Genomic DNA, 18,595 nt, shown 5'->3' on the forward strand with positions numbered 1-18,595 from the left:
TCAATACTGGTATGGTTAATCCGGACACAGACAAACCATAATAACAGATTTGTGCTATTTGTGGCAAGAGTTTTCTGGACAAGAAGATATATTTTAAGGATTGGGACCCCACAGATGGGGAAGGATTGAGGGACTGTCAAACCTGAATCTAGGTTAAGGCGATTTTGCCATGACTGTCTTGATAACTAATCGCCAAACTTGTCCTGAGGGGCTAAAGTATGCTATAAGCAGTCAGACCCTGCCCTGGTCTTTATTCTTTCCGATTAGGTAAATTACTGATGACTGAAGCTAAACGCGCCCTAATTACCGGCATCACCGGTCAAGATGGTTCCTATCTGAGCGAATTATTATTAGAAAAGGGTTACGAAGTCCACGGTATCATCCGTCGTACCTCAACTTTTAACACCGATCGCATCGATCATATCTACATTGACCCCCACCAGCCGGATGCTAAATTATTTCTTCATTATGGCGACCTCACCGATGGGACGACCCTGCGGCGTATTCTCGAACAAGTGCAACCGGTAGAAGTGTATAATTTAGGCGCACAATCCCACGTGCGAGTCAGTTTTGATGCCCCAGAATACACCGTCGATGCTGTGGGGGTGGGAGTTTTGAGATTACTAGAAGCAATTCGGGATTACCAAAAAAGAACTGGCATCGAAGTGCGTTTCTATCAAGCAGGTTCCTCGGAAATGTTCGGGAAAGTCATGGAAGTTCCCCAAAAAGAAACCACGCCATTTTATCCTCGCAGTCCCTACGCTTGTGCGAAAGTTTACGGTCACTGGCAAACGGTCAACTATCGGGAATCCTACGACTTATTTGCCTGTAACGGCATTTTATTTAACCATGAATCCCCCCGTCGGGGAGAAACTTTTGTCACGCGCAAAATTACCCGCGCTTTGGCCAGAATTATTGCTGGACAACAGCAAAAACTCTATTTAGGAAATCTCGATTCTAAAAGAGATTGGGGTTATGCTAAGGATTATGTGCGGGCGATGTGGTTAATGTTACAACAGGAAGAACCGGATGACTATGTGGTGGCGACCAATGAAACCTATTCTATCCGGGAATTTCTCGATATTTCTTTCCAATACGTTAATTTAAATTGGCAGGATTATGTGGAGTTTGATCAACGTTATTTGCGTCCAGCGGAAGTGGATTTATTGATAGGAGATTCTACAAAAGCCAGAGAGAAATTAGGTTGGCAGCCGTCGGTGACGTTCGAGGGACTGGTAAAATTAATGGTAGATGCAGATTTAGCGGCTTTGGGGATTAATCTTAATAACGGTGGTGATAGCCAACAGTTATTAAAAGATTTGGCTTATCTTCGCAATCGTTCCTTAATTGCCGTCGATTAAAAAGTCGGGTGGGTTAGGGAAGCGCAACCCACCCCCTGTCGGCTGGTTTGGGTCAAGTTAATCAGACAGCAAGTTAAATTACGTTCTTCTGTGAGTGAAGACCGAGTATTGCATTTAGATATTCCCGTGGAAGTTAAAGAAACTGATTTAGAGGTGACAGTAACGTTTAACTGATAACTGATAACTGATAACTGATTTAAGGTCTTTGCAGGAAGATTAATTCTTCAACGGGGAGGAAATCATAGTATTGACCTTGATTGGCTAAAACTGCGATTAAATGGAGACGATCATCGGGTTCAATGTGTAATCCTTCCCAGGGGACAGCAATTTCCAAACATTGATTAAAAGAAGCTTTGGCATTACTAGGAACTCGTTGCCAAGTAAAATATTCTTGAGCGACTTCTAACCAAGTAAATTCCGTGATTAAATTAACTCCTAGATGATGATGATAACCGTAATCGAGGGGCGATCGAGGGGGAATATCTGTTAGGGGAATTGGACTTTGCAGACGATGCACTTCGTCATAATACCAATATAAATGCACTTCAGGCGGGATATCTTTGCCTAATTCTGCCCCCGGTTTCCAATCGAAACGCAGATAAAAATTGAGGTGATCCCAACCGAAAAACAGCCTTTGTACTAAGGAATTCCGGTGCATTGTACCACTGGCACCGCCAATTTCGAGCCGTCCGGCTTTATCCCAATCCTGTTCGTCGCCAAAACCGTCGATAATGGGGTGAATGAAAGCCAGTGGACGATTACTTGGTTTATCCCCGTGTTCTTCCACCGGTTCGAGCAAATAGGAGGGAATTGGCTCATTTAAAGCTTGATACAGAGCGATCAGGTGTTCGCGGAAAAGTTGGTCAAAAATTGCGTCATGATTGGAGGAATGGCCATAACCAAACCACCAAAACCAATCGGAACCTTCCGCTGCATACAATGCTTCCCACGCGTCGGGGTTATTATCTTCCGTCGCTTCCGGGTGATTAGCGAGGGTTTGACGGGCTAAAATTAGATATTCCCAAGCTTTATTTTTAGCGGGATCGCCGATCCAAGTGGTAAAATTGGCATCGATCCAAGAGCCGCTATGAAGTTGATTGCTGGGTATTTTGGCATTAGCGGGAAAGCGATCGAGATATTCCGAGACGGTGACTAATTCGATCGCTTGGTGGTCGCTTAAAAGTTGATAAAGGTTCTCTAGGAAGGGTAAACCGTCTTGATGATAGTTTTCCCAACAGTTTTCGCCATCTAGCGCAATGGTAACTAACCAGGGTTTTTCTAGCGTCGTGGTTTCGGCGTTGGTTTGCAGTTGTTCGGCGATCGCTTCTAGGTGTTTAATTAAGTCTGTAGCGGCCTCTTGCGCTTTCATGCCACTATAGCTAAATCCGATCAGATCCGAGAGACGATGATCGCGGAAAACCATCGATAAATTGCCGTTGCTAGTTTCCAGAAGGTAGGGACGATAAAGTAATTCCGGTTCGCTAATATTGCCTTTTTCGTCGCGATGAAAGTAATGTCCTAGGGACCAACCTAACACCCCCTCATCGGAACATAACCACTGAAAACCCTGTTTAGCGACAGCGGGGAGAATCGCGGGACTAACGGATTGTTCCGAGGGCCAAAGTCCTCGAGGATGTTTATCAAAGCGATCGATATAGATTTGCCAAGCTTTCTGGAGATGGCGGGAAATATCTTCAGGATAGTGGAAATATTGCCGAGGAAGGGTCATATTCGGCACTGCTACCCGGCCGGCTTCCGAGTTGGCCAGCAGGGGTAAAATTGGATGGGTGTAGGGACTGGTAATGATTTCTAGTTGTCCGGTTTCCTGCATTAACCGGTGTTGCGGCAAGATACGACGCAGAATTTGACGCTGTTTGGAGATAATTCGCTGGCGATCGCTTAAAGTGAAGTTTTTTCCCTGTTCTAACCAGGCAGCGATTTCTGGGTCACTGTGAAAGATAGGATCGATCCAAGCGAGGTTATGCCAAGCCAAGAGATCGCTATAATCTTGGAGATTCCAATGGCTAATACACCAACTATGACCGTTTTCTTGACGCTGTGCGTATAATTGGGCGTAACGGGGGTGCGGATCGATCAGGGTACGATGGTTAGCATCGAAAAAGTGTTCGAGGATAAAGTGTTTTTGTGCCAGGGTTAACTGCGCTTCTGGGGTGACAGTGAGGGCAAGATAGGGGTCTATAGCTAGTCCGTTGACATAATCCTCTAATTGCAGGATTAAAGAGGGGACAAGGTTGACAGTTTGGTGTAATTTAGGAAAACGTTCTAGAATCAGGATTAAATCGAGATAATCTTTCACTCCATGCAGTCGCACCCAGGGTAAGCGATATTGTCCCGAAGCATCGGTGCGAGTTTGAGAGGATTTGTAGAGGGGTTGGTGTTGATGCCAAATAAAAGCGACGTAGAGAGGATAGGTCATGATAATACCGAGAAAAAGTGCATATAACAGGCTTTTTGTCCGTTATTTGCATGATAATGGACAATAAAACCCATTATAGATTCTTAAAAGTTGATTTCGGTTACTACCATAATCCTATCAACTGGTTTTGAGAGGGTATCGTCTCTTTGTCTTTGTTAAAGGATTGGCTCCTCTGGTGGTGATTATTGGCAGTTCAGCAGTAGAATCTCTAATATTATTCGGCCTTATACCATTTTTAAAAAGTAATGACAGAGATGGTTATGCCTGGTGTATCTCAATTTTGTCGAAATATCTAGATGACATTTTGGGCGCACGCAGTGCGCCCCTACCATTGGTGCAATCATATTATTGTAGGGGCGAATTGCCTTCGCCCTCTTTGAACAACTTCTGCTGCTCACCCTAAGTGAGAGAAAATCACCAATAGGAGATGCACCCAGTTATGCCTGCTACGAATAAAGAAAAATGGTATTACTGTTTACTGTTCACTGTTTACTAGACCTGCCGCCAAAGTCAGTTATCGAGCCGCTATCGGGTCAAAATATCTAAAAATTCAGATGAATTTGACATAATCTCAGTTTTTATGATTGTGAAAGTCATATACTGTCTTTTTTCTCCTCCTGTCTCCGATTATACTCACCTAACGGAAGATTTTTGATTTTTGCAGGAGATATACTGTTCACTGATTACTGATTACTGTTTACTGTTTACTGATAATTGAAAAACCCCCATCACCCGATCGACAACATTTTTCAGGATGATAGGATAAGCTGGAATTATCGAAACCGTAGAAATAATAGATAAAATGGGTAATCTCCTCTGGCCGCGTTTTCTCAAGAAAGCTTACCGTCAAGAACCAATAACTAGCTTTATCTTTACCGTAGCGGCAGTAGATGTCATAATCGGGGTTCTAGGACAAAGATGGACACTGCTATCTTTAGGGGCAACGATTATGGCGATCGCTATCTTCGCCAGGTGGCAACAGAGCCAAAAAACCGAGGCAATCAACCAAGAAGAAGCGGCAAGATACTATTTACCGCCCCAATCGGGTCAAGTAGCTTTACCAACCCTGAAAAACGAAAAAAATCGACCTTCTTAGCTCAAAAATCTCACCTTGCTTGGCAATCAATCCCCTCAAAGGCTAGAATCTATAGCACCGTTTATTTGTTAATATTCAACTAAATTTATGAAATTCCGATTTATGGGTGGGGAGAAACTTGTCGGAGCAATTGTGGTCACTGTCCTAACCACGCTGACAATCGGGCAACATCAGCTTAGTCAGGCCCAAAGTCCTATTGCCCCCCCTAAACCCGCCGCTGAAAGTGGCGAAAAAAACCCCAGAAACTATCCTAGTAGAAGGTTTAGGCAGACTTACCCTCGCTAAAACCTTAGAAGGGCAACAATCCACCCCTAATGCTCTGATTTTCAGCCCCGATAACCAATTAGTTCTCGCTGGTGGTAGTGATACGGATCCTCTCCTGAGAATTTGGTCAGTAAAAACAGGGCAAAAAGTCTCCCAAACTCGCGCCCAAAGAACCAGCGTCAAAGCTTTAGCCATTAGTCCCAACGAAAGATTATTAGTTAGTAGCGGTTTAGATGGTTCCATTAATTTTTGGAATCTGGTGGAAGGCAAGTATTTAGGAATTGCCCTCGAACACGGCAATACTGTCCTCGCTCTCACGGTTACTCCCGATGGTAAAACGTTAATTAGTGGTGGTTTGGAAGGAATTCGCCTCTGGACAGTGCAACCTCCCCGCCGTCCCCTCTATCGTTTAAATTGGGTGGGTAATTTTGTTTATTCCCTAGGGGTGAAATCCGATGGTGTCACCCTTGCTAGTGGTCATGAAAACGGTGAGGTACATTTTTGGGACATCCGCGAGGGCAAATTTTTATCGAAATTTTCCGCCCATCCCCAAGCGGTTAGCAAGCTTTTATACACTCCCGACGGTAAAAATTTAATTACGGGTAGTTTAGACCGCACGATTAAAATCTGGGATACGAGCAATAATAAGTTATTATTTACCCTCATCGGTCATACAGCCCGAATACGTTCCCTGGCACTCCATCCTAACGGACAAATTCTCGCTAGTGCCAGTAATGACGGTGTGCGTTTATGGGATGTGACGACGGGTAAACAGTTGGCCTGGTTTGATAATAATTCCGACTGGGTGGAATCCCTAGCTTTTAGTCCCGATGGGCAGTATTTGGCTAGTGGTAATTATGATCTTAAAATTCGCCTCTGGCAATTCGTCCGTTAGGCAAAAATGCCTTCATTTAGCCTTTAACCACTTCTAGAAAAGCTGATTTAGCCGCTGCCTGTTCCGCTGCTTTTTTGCTTCTGCCAGTTCCCACTCCTAATTTCTGCTCATTTAACCACACTTCCGCACAAAAACGCTCTTGATCTAAACCATTGATTTCTTTTACTAAATATTGCGGCAGTTTTTTGTATGTTGCTTGTGTCCACTCCTGCAAGGCATCCTTATAATTCTGGCGGGCCGGATCTCGACGAATTTCGGCCGCTTTTTCCTTTAGTGGTTCATCTAACCAAGAACGCACTAAAACCATTGTCTGTGTACTAAGATATAAAGCTCCCAAGACTGCCTCAAAAGCGTCTGCTAGTCGGGAAATTCGCCCCGCATGATCAATACTCGTACTACTTGATACCAACAAATAACGCTCGAAACCGTAGCGATCCGCAAATTCCGCCAGAGTGCGATCGCTAACCATCATCGATCGCAGGGCGGCAAATTCTCCCACTAGGGCCTCCGGATAGGTTTCTAACAATACCTCCGCCGCCACGAGTCTTACCACAGAATCGCCCACAAATTCCAATTGTTCATAATTCTTATCACGGGAAATACTGGGATGAGTTAGAGCTAAATCTAATAAATCCCACCTGACGGGGACATCAGCTGATAAACCCAGCTTTTCCACTAGGGTTTTTAATTGTTTTTGGCGACGCGGATCACTTAAGGACATGGGAGCGGGAAGATGGGGTGTGGGGTGTGGGGTGTGGGGAGATGGGTGTGGGGTGTGGGGTGTAGGGTGTGGGGTGTGGGGTGTGGGGTGTGGGGTGTGGGGTGTGGGGTGTGGGGAGATGGGTGTGGGGTGTGGGGTGTGGGGTGTGGGGTGTGGGGTGTGGGGTGTGGGGTGTGGGGTGTGGGGAGATGGGTGTGGGGTGTGGGGTGTAGGGTGTGGGGTGTGGGGTGTGGGGTGTGGGGTGTGGGGTGTGGGGTGTGGGGTGTGGGGAGAATAAATAAAAGCAATCTCCTATCTCCTGAATACTGACTCCTGATAACTGATAACTGATAACTGATTACTGATAAAGGAGAGAGTCAGACATAAGCCGAATTCTGTATTTCCCAACAGCAGTAAAATTGCTTTTACCTTTGTTGGAATAGAGGTTATCTATCTGGGATAATTGTTACCAATTACCTCAAGCGGTTCCTAAAAACGGGACAGGAAAAAGACCAACCTTTGTCCCTCCACCTTGCTCCCCACCGGGGTTTACCGAGCCAGTACCTCTCGATACTGCTGGTGCGCTCTTACCGCACCTTTGCACCCTTACCCCCAATCAGTTATCAGTGATCAGTTATCAGTTATCAGTAGAAAGTTATTAGTGGAAAGTTATTAGTTATCAGTGAATTTACTTTCGTTACTGATCACTGTTTACTGATCACTGAAAAAGGGGGCGGTATTTTTCTGTGGCACTATCCTCACGCTCGCGCGCACTGGACGTTATCCAGCAAGTGTGGTCTTTCGGGAGTTCGGACTTTCCTCGGAATCATTGATAAAATGATCCCGCAACCTCTAGACCAACTCTCTCCCATTCTCTAGTATGACTTACCAGAGACTCGATCGCTCATATATCCTAGTCAATAATCAGTGATCAGTAAACAGTAAACAGTGAACAGTGAAAAGACAGTAGGAAGCTGCTATTTAGGGTATGCTGAAAAAGTTTCTCGTGGGGGTAGGGTGTGGGGTGTGGGGTGTAGGGTGTAGGGTTTTACCAATTTTCATCTGGTCAATTACCTAATTTTCAGAGAAAAAGTCCCTGAATTTTCCCCCGATCACTGCCATATCCGGTACTTTTTGAGGGTAAAAAAGTCTAAAAGTCTTACCCAACAAGGTTTTTAGATTTATTCAGCAGACCCTACATACTGCACACTTAAAACTCAAATCTGATAACTGATAACTGATAACTGATAACTGCTCAATGTCGATCGCTCTCAACGTTAAGATCAAAGGTAATGGCTATCCGATTCTCTGTCTGCACGGTCATCCCGGTTCGGCAGCGAGTATGTCTGTATTTACCGATCATTTTTGCCAACGCTGGCAAACCCTGGCCCCGGATTTGCGCGGCTACGGTAAAAGTCGTTATCGCCGGGATTTTGAGCTAGAAGAACATCTAGAGGATTTAATTGGACTGCTCGATCGCCAAAAAATCCAGCAATGTTTAATTCTCGGTTGGTCTTTGGGGGGTATAATCGCCCTGGAATTAGTATTGCGGCATCCGGAGCGCTTTCCTGGTTTAATTCTAGTGGCCTCGGCTGCGCGGCCTTGGGGTAGTCATCCTCCTGTCACCACCACAGATTTAGTTTTGACGGGGATTGCGGCAATTCTCAATCAGATCAAACCGGGATGGCGTTGGAATATTGATACTTTTGCTCGTCGTTCCCTGTTTCAGTACCTTTTTTCACAACATCAAGCGACATCCTATCAATATCTCGCTCAAGATGCTGTTCCTGCCTACTTAGGCACTTCTCCAGCAGCTAATCGCGCTTTAAATCGGGCTTTAAAAAAAGGTAACAATTGTTTAAAATCTCTTGACAAAATCACAATTCCCTGCTTAGTTCTGGCGGGGGCAAAGGATCGCCATATTACCAGTGCCTCGAGCCAAGAAACGGCCGAAAAACTGAAACTGTCTGGGTGGAAATGTTACCCAGATACAGCCCATCTGTTCCCTTGGGAAATCCCCGACTTAGTTTTAGGGGACATTGATGCTTGGTTAGCCGAGCATTTTAGCGATAAACTGGCAGAGTGAAGTGAAAACTACTGCCGTGGTCGGGGACACTATCTACCCAAATTTGACCGTAGTGGGCGCGAATAATCTTGCGACAGACCGATAAACCGATGCCATAACCTTCTTTGCCCTCATCCCGTTTGAGACGCACATGACCCTCAAAAATATGCTCTTGTTTTTCTTCGGGAATGCCCGGGCCGGTATCACTGATGCTCACCTGTACTTTTTGAGTAGTACGATGGAGGACAGAAAGGGTAATTGCGCCGCCAGCGGGGGTATATTTGATCCCATTCTCCAGGAGATTAATAATCACCTGTCGGATTAACTCCTCGTCAGCATAGACGGGGGGCAGATCTTGGGGAATATCGCTTTGGAGAATTAAAGTCTTTTCCTGAAAAGTATCGGTAAATTGAGACAAAATTTCCTGACAGAGGGATTGGAGATAAAATTTACTCTGTTGGAGAGTGAATTGCGCCGCCATGCTCTTAGAAGCTTGTAGAATATCCGTGATCAAACGGTTCATAATCCGGAACTGTTTGCGGGCCTGTTGGTGCAGTTGTTCTCGTAATTGCAGACTGCGCTCCGTATCCGGTTGATGATAGGCTAATTCTAGGGTTTCCACGGCGATGGAAGCAGCGGTGAGAGGGCTGCGTAAATCGTGGGCTAACATAGCCAAAATTTGGTCTTTAAATTTTAATTGTTCTAATAATTCTTCCTTTTCCTGTTTAAGACGAAAAACCTCATCGGCGATGCGGATGAGTTCGCCCGAATGTTCCATCTCTTGAAGTTGTCCATCCTCAGCGTGATGATTTTTGACCTCCTCTTTAATCGCTTTTTGCCAGCGTACCAACCATTTTTTAAACTGTTCCACCAGATTACTGCCCGCGAGGGTATGACGGGGGCCGGGGGCAATTTTGACCAAGGCGGGGGTAGCTACAAGGCGAAAATGTTCGACTAAATGAGGTTGCTGGCGGATTTCGATGATCTGTAGGTCAATTGGGTAATCAGACTTTAAAGACTGGAGATAGGCCTGAATTTGACGAATAATTTCTTGAGAACTGGGACGGTCATCAACAAATAGCAAAAGTTGAATCGAGAGAGGCGTTGTCGTCTCTGTACCTAAAGCAGTCAGTGGCTCATTAGATGGGAGCATCGGAAAATTAGTAAACCTAGGGATTGACGAGATCGATCGATCATCGATCGACTTTTATCATATTCTTTATTGTAGAAGCTTAAGATAGTATAAAATCTACTCAACCTAATCTTAAAGTTTTATTCCTTAATTCTAAGAAGAAATCCTATGGCTTTTGGCTATGTTGCCCTAGTTCTCCACGCTCATCTCCCTTTCGTCCGCCATCCCGAAAGCGATTACGTCCTCGAAGAAGAATGGTTATACGAAGCAATCACAGAAACCTACATCCCTCTCCTGCAAGTTTTTGAAGGTCTCAAGCGGGACGGTATCGATTTTAAAATGACCATGAGCATGACTCCGCCTTTGGTGTCGATGCTGCGGGATCCGTTACTGCAAGAGCGTTATGAAGAACACTTAGGTAAGTTAGAAGAATTAATTGCTAAAGAAATCGACCATAATCAACATAATGGCCATATTCGCTACTTAGCCGAATATTACGCTGAATCTTTCCAAAGTATCCGACAAACTTGGGAAAAATACGATCGAGATCTGGTCAAAGCTTTTAAACAATTCCTCGACAGTAATAACCTAGAAATTATCACCTGTGGTGCGACTCACGGTTATATGCCCCTGATGAAAATGTACCCGCAAGCGGTGTGGGCGCAAATTGAGGTGGCCTGTCAACACTACGAGGAAAATTTCGGTCGTCGTCCCAAGGGCATTTGGTTGCCGGAATGTGCCTACTACGAAGGGGTAGAAAGAATGTTAGCCGATGCGGGCATTCGTTACTTCCTCGTCGATGGCCACGGTATTCTCTACGGTCGTCCTCGCCCCCGTTACGGCAGTTATGCGCCCATTTTCACAGAAACCGGGGTGGCTGCTTTCGGTCGTGACCACGAATCTTCCCAACAGGTTTGGTCTTCCCAAGTCGGTTATCCGGGGGATATAGTCTATCGGGAATTCTATAAAGATTTGGGCTGGGAAGCGGAATACGAATATATTAAGCCCTATATCATGCCCAATGGTCAACGCAAGAATATAGGCATCAAATACCACAAAATTACTAGCCGGGACGGTGGTTTATCGGAAAAAGGTCTTTATGACCCCTACTGGGCCAAAGAAAAGGCCGCCGAACACGCGGGCAATTTTATGTATAATCGCGAGCGGCAAGTGGAGAGTTTAGCCGGAATTATGGGCCGTCCTCCCCTGGTTGTTTCTCCCTACGATGCTGAGTTATTCGGTCACTGGTGGTATGAGGGACCCTGGTTTATTGATTTTCTGTTCCGTAAGTCTTGGTATGACCAAAATATCTACCAAATGACCCATTTAGCCGATTATCTCCGGGCTAACCCCAATCAGCAGGTCTGTCGTCCTTCCCAATCCAGTTGGGGTTATAAGGGTTTCCATGAATACTGGCTGAATGAAACTAACGCATGGATCTATCCTCACCTGCACAAAGGCACGGAACGAATGATTGAATTAAGTCATCATGAAGCGGAGGATGAATTACAGGAACGGGCTTTAAATCAGGCAGCCCGGGAGTTATTATTAGCACAATCTTCCGATTGGGCGTTTATTATGCGAACCGGTACGATGGTTCCCTATGCTGTCCGGCGCACTCGTTCCCACCTACTGCGGTTAAATAAAATCTATGAAGATGTGAAATCCGAGAAGATTGACTCTGGTTGGTTGCAAAAAGTTGAGGAAATCGATAATATTTTCCCCAATATTGATTATCGCATCTATCGACCCCTGTAATCTGGGTGAATAGTATAGATAAAAAGGGGGGTTATACCAAATTTCTAAATCCATGACAGACATCCACGCTCGAATGCTTGCCAAGCCTGCATTCGTTGTGACGCGAATAAAGAAAAATGGTATCCTATTGGTGATTTTCTCTCACTTAAGGTGAGCAGCAGAAGTTGTTCAAAGAGGGCGAAGGCAATTCGCCCCTACAATAATATTATTTCGCCAATGGTAGGGGCGCACCGCGTGCGCCCAAAATGTCATCTGGATATTTCGACAAAATTGAGATGCACCAGGCATAACCATCTCTGTCATTACTTTTGAAAAATGGTATTAGTTAATGCCCCCCTGATTTTTTAGGGCTGCGGGGGTAATTCTGAGGCTAATTTGGCCAGAATCTGGGGTTTAAGTTGATCGAGTTTCTGTTTTAGCATCCGCTTGCTAATTTGTGGGTTGCCACCCCGGACCGATTGACTATCGGTCAGCCATTGCTGCAAAATTTGGCATTGATTGGCGGGAATATTAGCGGTGATCACATTTTCACAGATCAGGCCGCCTTCGAGGGGGAAAAATAAAATCCAGTATTGACCGGTTTCGGCGAGGGTTTTGGTCATTTTTTGACCCTGGGGGGTTTTTAAGTCCAAATAACAGGGCAACCAGCGGGGTCCCCATTGACGATGATAGAGGACAGTAATCCAGAGAATCATCGGGTGGGGTGTGGGTAAAAAGAGGAATTGATTATAACGGACACTAGCGACCCGGACGGCGATATCTTCTCGAGCCAACATTACCCATAAACTGGCAAAAACGCCGTCGGCAGCCTGGAGACAGCGTGAGAAGACAATTTTTTGGCGCGGTTTATCCTCGGGCCAACGAGACTTGAGAGAGATATCCCTAGCATTAGCGGCAGAAACACTGGTTTGAGCTAAATCATCAGGGGTTTTGGTTTTGCTGGTGTCATTGTCGGTTTTTTTGACTATTTCATTTTTGACTAAGGGTTCCAGTCGTTCGAGAAGTTGTAGTATATCTGTAACACTTTGTGGGCGATCGCTGGGTGCTTTGGCTAAACAGCGCAGGATTAACTGTTCTAATTCTGGCGGTAATTGCAATCTAGAATTAAAGGAACGGGGTTCGGCGTAGTGGTGAACCTCATACCAACCGCCAAAGGAGGGATGATCAGGAAAAAGGGGCGTTTCTCCCGTGATCATCTCGTACATCACAATCCCGAAACTGTAGATATCGGAACGATGATCGAGTTCTTTCCCTTCCATCTGTTCCGGGGAACAATAGGCTAAGGTTCCCATAAACGATTGGGTTTGGGATTCTCCCGATTGGATGAGTTTAGCGATGCCAAAATCGAGAATTTTCACCAATTCCCCTAATCCTGAGTCCTGAATCACGATAATATTGCTTGGTTTGATGTCCCGGTGAATAATCGGACAGATCTCGCCTTGGAAGATAATACCTTTATGGGCGCATTCCAAGCCGAAACAAATCTGACGGGTGAGATTAAAGAAGCGCGAGATAGGCAGCGGGTGATATTTGATGATTTCACTCATGCTTTCCCCCTGCAAAAGTTCCATGACGTAGAAGGGGACTTCCTTTTCATCTACACCATAATCACGAACTTTAACAATATGAATACTTTTTTCACCTAAAAGTGCCGAAATAGTCGCCTCTCGCTCGAAGCGCTCGCGCATTCTGTTGTTGAGGAGAGTTTGCGAGAGGAATTTGACGGCGACGGTTACGCCACCTAAGAGTTTATCTTCTGCTCGATATACTTGTCCCATGGCACCGCTACCGATCAACTCGACCAGTTGGTATCGATTGGCAAGTAGGCGCCGATGTCTAGATTCTGCCGACATAGCTAGGCTACCGTTTTAATTATAGTGAGTCTGGTGGAGAGAGTTTTTTTAAGAACCGCTGCAATCCCTAAGTGATCGAGAGGACTTAACCCTAGAATGCCCTTTTTTCGCGCTAAAAGCATGATTGTTAAGATATATTTTCAGGCATTTTTAGCCATTGCCCCTTGCATAATTAATTTTTGGGGGTTGAAGAAATGAAAAAACTAAGTTTGACACTCCCGTCGCACTCAAGCGAGGGATTCTTGGTTCATGGAGTCCACTTAAACTAGATACCTTGCGTTACCTAACCCAGAGGTGGTTCTCACGCCTGCGCACTACTTTTCGTATGCCCTACGATAGTTGTATTTCTACAAAGTTTGCTTGAATTGAAACGTTAGCTCCAAATACTGCTTTGTCTAGTTCCTGTAAAGATTTTACATCACGAGCAGGGGAGAAACTAGAACTCTTGAGTAGAACCCCATATCTTTAATTGTCAAGGTGCAGAGGTTGTAGTGATTAGACTACTTATGTTTTTAAAGCGGTTAATTACCCTAGCCGCTATACTCATATAGTAGCTATTTAGCCTGAGTAGGTCAAGACCCTTAAAAGAAGAAGTTATTCGAGATTTTGTCAGGAGACTGGACGCTTATTTTTAATCGTGCTTCCTGTGACTGAGCTTGTGGAAGTGCTGTTTTATATTGGTCGGGGTTTCATCCCGTCCCTAAAAGCGAGGGTCTTCACCCCGACATTTGAGATAAAGTAGCATAAAATCTCTAGATAGACAATTTGATTGATTATTATTAGTTCTTGATTCTCCCGCCTACTGACTCCTAAACCACTACTACAGGGAAATCCCTGACCCCTGTAAAATTTTTTTGCCGAAAGTGACCGATCTGCGTAATAATTCTTTAATAAAGATTTGTAAACTTAAAAATGATTATCCCTTCGCAGTGCTAGAGATTTAATGAGACGACTAATTGCGATCGAAAAAGCTCTGTTCATCGGTCATATTGTATCGATGGCTTTTGGACTAGCGGGATTGTTGCTAGTCTTGCCCCATCCCGAATTTGTGGCCAATTTACCGGATTTTGGCAAAACTGCCTTTGCTTGGTCAATGGCCGGCGGGGGTGTGGTGTATATGGTGTTAGGAATGGCAGCCGTGGCTGTTTATGCCTATCGGACTCTAGGAGTGTGGCACTGGTTAGGATTCATGGTTCCCGCTATCAGTTTATCCCTTTGTAGCGAACTATTAGGAACCAGTACTGGCTTTCCTTTCGGTCATTATCGTTATCTTTCGGGCTTAGGTTACAAAATTGCGGGTTTAGTACCGTTTACTATCCCCCTATCTTGGTTTTATCTCGGTTTTAGTGCCTATATCATCGCTCGTGTTGGTTTATCCACTCTTGCTTTACCCCAATGGCTACAAAATCTAGGAGCGATCGCTATCGGGGCGGTATTATTAACTTCATGGGATTTTGTCCTAGATCCGGCCATGAGTCAAACTACTATACCCTTCTGGATTTGGGAACAACCAGGGGCCTTCTTTGGGATGCCCTATGAAAATTTTGCCGGTTGGTTTGGTACAGGCTGTGTTTTTATGACGGTAGCCACTTTAATTTGGCAAGTGCAACCGGTGAAACTGCCAAGTCAAGATTTAACCCTGCCTTTTCTGATGTATTTAGGTAATTTTGGCTTTGCGACGGTCATGAGTATCGGTGCTGGTATTTATCCGCCGATTTTCTTAGGATTGCTCACCGGTATTCTGCCTTTAATCCTTCTCTATAATCGCGCCCAAGCTGTTGCTTCCGGGCAAACAGTGCCGACCAGCGAAGTAACAACCCTAAAAATCCCCGTTGTTTCGGTGAGAGGAGCCAAATAAGTTGTTAACTGAGATAATTCTCGGTGCATTCTGCCTGGGGCTACTGCTGTCTCAGGCTGTTGCCTTTTTTATCCTTCTTTCCCGTCTGCTGAAAGGGGTGCGTCGTCGTCCTCCCCTGACTCCCCAACCTCCCACCCCGGAGATGTTAGGGACGGTGAGCGTGATTGTGCCGACGTTAAACGAAGTGGAGAGGATTGACGGTTGTTTACGGGGATTGAGTCAACAGAGTTACGAAGTGCGAGAAATTCTGATTGTTGATAGCAATTCCCAAGATGGCACGCGGGAAAAAGTCAAGGAGATAGCGGCAAAAGACCCCCGCTTTCGCTTGAAAACCGATTATCCTTTGCCTCCCGATTGGGTAGGTCGTCCCTGGGCGTTACACAACGGTTTTTTGTTTAGTTGCCCTGAAAGTGACTGGATTTTGGGCATTGATGCCGATACGCAACCCCAAGAAAATTTAGTGGCTAGTTTAGTTAAAGCTGCGATCGCCGAAGGTTACGATTTAGTTTCCCTGTCGCCGCAATTTATCCTCTTCTATCCGGGAGAATGGTGGTTACAGCCAGCTTTATTGATGACTTTGCTTTATCGCTTCGATGCGGCTGGAGTGCGCGGGCAAGAGCCCGAACGAGTGATGGCCAATGGTCAATGTTTTCTCTGCCGGCGGTCAGTTTTAGCGGCTTTAGACGGTTATAGCGGGGCAAAAGGTTCTTTTTGCGATGATGTCACCCTGGCCCGTCTAGCGGCAACTAAAGGCTATCGGGTGGGATTTCTCGATGGGGCGAAGTTAATTCGCGTACGAATGTACGAAGGACTCAAGGAAACTTGGCGCGAATGGGGCAGATCTCTGGATCTGAAAGATGCCTCCTATCAAGGGCAATTATGGGGCGATTTAGCCTTATTAGCTCTTACTCAGGGATTACCGATAATTATCACCCCTTTACTGCTCACAGCTTTGATTTTTGGCTACGATTTCCTGAGTTTAAAAATTGTTTTGACTTTAAACCTGCTGCTGTTATTGATTCGCTTTGCCCTTTTATTGGCCGTCTCTCCTAGCTACTATCGAGGCGAAAAAGTCAATCTATCTTCAGGATTATTTTGGCTATCTCCCCTAGCGGATCCGCTGGCAGTTATCCGCATTTTTATCTCTGCTTTCACCCGTCCCCAAAGTTGGCGCGGTCGAGTTTATCAGTAATCGGCCTTTTTCAGTGGCTAGTTTCGTAGGTTGGACCCTCGGAACGAAACCCAACAACTCCACCAATCATGCCTAGTTCTTGTTTAAGGGTTTCTTTTCTGAGAGTTTGCCTTAGATTTTCTCCTTTTTAATTTAACGGGTTTCAAGATAAATTAGGCTTTTAGTCATCACCTAAAATCATGGCTTCGACTTCCTGTTTAGCTTTTTCTAGGTCGTCTTTGGCTTGTTGTTGAAGTTGTTTGGCTTGATTACGAATTGCGGTAATATGCTCACTAATTTTGATTTGTTTTTCAAGAGGAGGTAAAATAATAGGAAGAGATTTATTTATGGTTCTTCGTTACTTGGTCTGGTTCGATCGGGTGGCATAAATCGATTAAATCCTTATCTAGCAAGAGACTTGATTGATTAGTTCGTTCTAGAGCGAAAACAATTGACAAAAATCACCAAATGTCTTTCTCTATAATGGTTTCATCTCTTATAACCCCGTCTATTGCATAACACAAACCGAAGAACCAGTATTATATCAAATCTTAACTCGATTAATAACTAATATGGAGTTACGAGGGATAGAACGCGGTAAGGAAATTGGGGCGTTAGAAAATGCTCGTAACTATGTTAAAACGGTGTTGAAAACCCGATTGGGTGACATTCCAATAGAAATTGAGCAAGCTGTTGATAAAATTTCCGTATTATCGATATTAGACGAGTTACTGAAATCGGCAGTAATTGCAGCAATTTTTGGAACAATGAAGCAAATAACCGCCAATTATGATGAACCCTAGAAAGAAGCATTAAGCGAATATTTTGAAGCGTTTTTATGCTTCTTCTTTCCCGAAGTTCACCAATTGATTTATCGGACAACACCTGATCAGTCTTTCTCTATCAACTCTTAGGGAGTCGTGCGTTTCATTTTTGAATTGGCGATGGAAATCAGGAATAAATTGGGTCTTTTTCCAGCAATCCTAGCAATTTTTGCATTTTAATCCAAGCTCTTCTCATTTGCCAGAATTTACTTTTTTCCATGGCGGCTATTTTACTGTCAGCTTTTTGCAATTCCTCGTCTCTTTCTCGATAATCAAATTGGGTTTTTTGCAAGTCTTGTTGCAATTCTTGTTCATGGATTTCTAATTGTTTAATTCGCTCCCTAGCCTGTTCTAACTGAGCGAATATATCAACTTTTAAGGTGACTAAAGCAGCAAAAATGGCCTGGATATTTTGGGAGTAAAGTTGGGGATGATTATAAAAAAGTTGGGTGTAGGAATAAATATAGTGTTCTGCGGTCATTGAGCGACTCATAGAATCAGCTTTTTGTCGATAGAAAAATAACACTTCCGGGATACGATAGACTTCTCGACCTAATTCGATCAGAGATAGCCAGAAATCGTGATCTTCCCAACCATAAATTAAATTAGTATTATAGCCCCCCGCAGTTTCCCAGTCGGATTTCCGAAACAAACCGGAGCAAAATATCATATTATCTACTAATATATCGGGAAATTTATACTCAGGCAGCGGCCAAATTCCTTGTTGATCGCCAAAATACTCCGCTTCGCAATAAACTATACCTAATTGCTCATTACTTTCTAGCAAAGTAACCGCTTTTTCTAGATAGGAATCGGCAATTTTATCATCAGCATCAAGGGGAAGAATATAGGTTCCTTGCGCTTGGGCAATTCCTAGATTTCTGGCTGTGGCAACCCCTTGATTTTCTGTGCGGATGATCCTGGTTTTTGGCTGTTGATAATCTTGTAAAATCTCGATGGTTTCTGGTTCTGTGGAGCCATCATCAACGACAAGGATTTCAAAACTTTGGTATGTTTGCACCAAAACAGATGCGATCGCATCATCGAGATAGCGACCTTGATTATAGCAAGGAATAATCACGGAAACTTGAGGAGCATGACTCATTGGGGGCAATTCTCTCCTACTTGCTCAAAAACTAGAGGTTATCAATAGCTTATCCCAAAAGCTCCCCTTTCTCGTT

At 44.6% G+C, this 18,595-nt stretch carries 12 protein-coding genes, 1 other RNA gene and 3 pseudogenes; 8 read left to right on the plus strand and 8 right to left on the minus strand.

Annotated features, from left to right (window positions below; all coding sequences use genetic code 11):
* The first annotated feature begins 278 nt into the window (after nucleotides 1-278).
* Nucleotides 279-1,361: a GDP-mannose 4,6-dehydratase gene (gene gmd, locus GQR42_RS15900; RefSeq protein ID WP_158200694.1), complete on the plus strand. Its 1,083-nt coding sequence runs from the start codon at nucleotides 279-281 to the stop codon at nucleotides 1,359-1,361.
* A gap of 196 nt (nucleotides 1,362-1,557) precedes the next feature.
* Here the strand turns inward: gmd and GQR42_RS15905 are convergent, their stop codons facing one another.
* On the minus strand, nucleotides 1,558-3,798 hold the full coding sequence (locus GQR42_RS15905; RefSeq protein ID WP_158200695.1) for a glycoside hydrolase: 2,241 nt from the start codon (nucleotides 3,796-3,798) through the stop codon (nucleotides 1,558-1,560).
* A gap of 802 nt (nucleotides 3,799-4,600) precedes the next feature.
* On the opposite strand from GQR42_RS15905, the gene GQR42_RS15910 reads away from it, so the two are divergent.
* Nucleotides 4,601-4,894 (plus strand): hypothetical protein, encoded by a 294-nt coding sequence (locus tag GQR42_RS15910; protein WP_158200696.1) that lies wholly within the window; start codon nucleotides 4,601-4,603, stop codon nucleotides 4,892-4,894.
* Between the two features lie 87 nt (nucleotides 4,895-4,981).
* Nucleotides 4,982-6,053, plus strand: a pseudogene (locus GQR42_RS15915) (WD40 repeat domain-containing protein).
* Between the two features lie 16 nt (nucleotides 6,054-6,069).
* Here the strand turns inward: GQR42_RS15915 and rnc are convergent.
* The 3 genes from rnc to rnpB all read right to left on the minus strand — a co-directional run bounded on the left by rnc (nucleotide 6,070) and on the right by rnpB (nucleotide 7,618).
* Nucleotides 6,070-6,774 (minus strand): ribonuclease III, encoded by a 705-nt coding sequence (rnc, locus tag GQR42_RS15920; RefSeq protein WP_158200697.1) that lies wholly within the window; start codon nucleotides 6,772-6,774, stop codon nucleotides 6,070-6,072.
* On the minus strand, nucleotides 6,765-7,061 hold the full coding sequence (locus tag GQR42_RS15925; protein ID WP_158200698.1) for a hypothetical protein: 297 nt from the start codon (nucleotides 7,059-7,061) through the stop codon (nucleotides 6,765-6,767). Before GQR42_RS15925 ends, rnc begins: the two co-directional genes overlap by 10 nt.
* 61 nt (nucleotides 7,062-7,122) lie before the next feature.
* An RNA gene (gene rnpB, locus GQR42_RS15930) (RNase P RNA component class A) lies at nucleotides 7,123-7,618 on the minus strand.
* Nucleotides 7,619-8,011: 393 nt separating this feature from the next.
* Between rnpB and GQR42_RS15935 the strand changes: the two genes are divergently transcribed.
* Nucleotides 8,012-8,839, plus strand: a complete 828-nt coding sequence (locus GQR42_RS15935) for an alpha/beta fold hydrolase (RefSeq protein ID WP_158200699.1) — start codon at nucleotides 8,012-8,014, stop codon at nucleotides 8,837-8,839.
* Here the strand turns inward: GQR42_RS15935 and GQR42_RS15940 are convergent.
* On the minus strand, nucleotides 8,817-9,971 hold the full coding sequence (locus GQR42_RS15940) for a histidine kinase (protein WP_158200700.1): 1,155 nt from the start codon (nucleotides 9,969-9,971) through the stop codon (nucleotides 8,817-8,819). The genes GQR42_RS15935 and GQR42_RS15940 overlap by 23 nt on opposite strands.
* A gap of 147 nt (nucleotides 9,972-10,118) precedes the next feature.
* Between GQR42_RS15940 and GQR42_RS15945 the strand changes: the two genes are divergently transcribed.
* Nucleotides 10,119-11,708: a glycoside hydrolase family 57 protein gene (locus tag GQR42_RS15945; protein WP_158200701.1), complete on the plus strand. Its 1,590-nt coding sequence runs from the start codon at nucleotides 10,119-10,121 to the stop codon at nucleotides 11,706-11,708.
* Between the two features lie 344 nt (nucleotides 11,709-12,052).
* Here the strand turns inward: GQR42_RS15945 and GQR42_RS15950 are convergent, their stop codons facing one another.
* Nucleotides 12,053-13,561, minus strand: coding sequence for a serine/threonine protein kinase (locus GQR42_RS15950; protein WP_158200702.1), 1,509 nt, complete (start codon nucleotides 13,559-13,561; stop codon nucleotides 12,053-12,055).
* A 943-nt stretch (nucleotides 13,562-14,504) separates the two neighbouring features.
* Between GQR42_RS15950 and cruF the strand changes: the two genes are divergently transcribed.
* Both cruF and cruG read left to right on the plus strand, forming a co-directional pair.
* Nucleotides 14,505-15,419: a gamma-carotene 1'-hydroxylase CruF gene (cruF, locus tag GQR42_RS15955; protein ID WP_158200703.1), complete on the plus strand. Its 915-nt coding sequence runs from the start codon at nucleotides 14,505-14,507 to the stop codon at nucleotides 15,417-15,419.
* Nucleotide 15,420: 1 nt separating this feature from the next.
* On the plus strand, nucleotides 15,421-16,611 hold the full coding sequence (gene cruG / locus GQR42_RS15960; protein WP_158200704.1) for a 2'-O-glycosyltransferase CruG: 1,191 nt from the start codon (nucleotides 15,421-15,423) through the stop codon (nucleotides 16,609-16,611).
* 320 nt (nucleotides 16,612-16,931) lie between these two features.
* Here cruG and GQR42_RS30060 read toward each other — a convergent pair.
* Nucleotides 16,932-17,114: pseudogene (locus GQR42_RS30060) on the minus strand (hypothetical protein).
* A 36-nt stretch (nucleotides 17,115-17,150) separates the two neighbouring features.
* Between GQR42_RS30060 and GQR42_RS15965 the strand changes: the two are divergent.
* Nucleotides 17,151-17,393 (plus strand): annotated as a pseudogene (locus GQR42_RS15965) (hypothetical protein); the annotation flags it as partial.
* Nucleotides 17,394-17,541: 148 nt separating this feature from the next.
* On the opposite strand, the gene GQR42_RS15970 reads toward GQR42_RS15965, so the two are convergent.
* Nucleotides 17,542-18,519, minus strand: coding sequence for a glycosyltransferase (locus tag GQR42_RS15970; protein WP_158200705.1), 978 nt, complete (start codon nucleotides 18,517-18,519; stop codon nucleotides 17,542-17,544).
* Between the last annotated feature and the right edge of the window lie 76 nt (nucleotides 18,520-18,595).

It is taken from the genome of Microcystis aeruginosa FD4, from assembly GCF_009792235.1.
GTDB lineage: Bacteria > Cyanobacteriota > Cyanobacteriia > Cyanobacteriales > Microcystaceae > Microcystis > Microcystis viridis.

Excerpts from the sequence above, each read along its gene's own strand:
- GQR42_RS15905 (WP_158200695.1), bottom strand. The coding sequence starts at position 3,798 with ATGACCTATCCTCTCTACGTCGCTTTTATTTGGCATCAACACCAACCC.
- GQR42_RS15940 (WP_158200700.1), bottom strand. The coding sequence starts at position 9,971 with ATGCTCCCATCTAATGAGCCACTGACTGCTTTAGGTACAGAGACGACA.
- rnc (WP_158200697.1), bottom strand. The coding sequence starts at position 6,774 with ATGTCCTTAAGTGATCCGCGTCGCCAAAAACAATTAAAAACCCTAGTG.
- cruF (WP_158200703.1), top strand. The coding sequence starts at position 14,505 with ATGAGACGACTAATTGCGATCGAAAAAGCTCTGTTCATCGGTCATATT.
- gmd (WP_158200694.1), top strand. The coding sequence starts at position 279 with ATGACTGAAGCTAAACGCGCCCTAATTACCGGCATCACCGGTCAAGAT.
- GQR42_RS15910 (WP_158200696.1), top strand. The coding sequence starts at position 4,601 with ATGGGTAATCTCCTCTGGCCGCGTTTTCTCAAGAAAGCTTACCGTCAA.
- GQR42_RS15970 (WP_158200705.1), bottom strand. The coding sequence starts at position 18,519 with ATGAGTCATGCTCCTCAAGTTTCCGTGATTATTCCTTGCTATAATCAA.
- GQR42_RS15935 (WP_158200699.1), top strand. The coding sequence starts at position 8,012 with ATGTCGATCGCTCTCAACGTTAAGATCAAAGGTAATGGCTATCCGATT.
- GQR42_RS15945 (WP_158200701.1), top strand. The coding sequence starts at position 10,119 with ATGGCTTTTGGCTATGTTGCCCTAGTTCTCCACGCTCATCTCCCTTTC.
- GQR42_RS15950 (WP_158200702.1), bottom strand. The coding sequence starts at position 13,561 with ATGTCGGCAGAATCTAGACATCGGCGCCTACTTGCCAATCGATACCAA.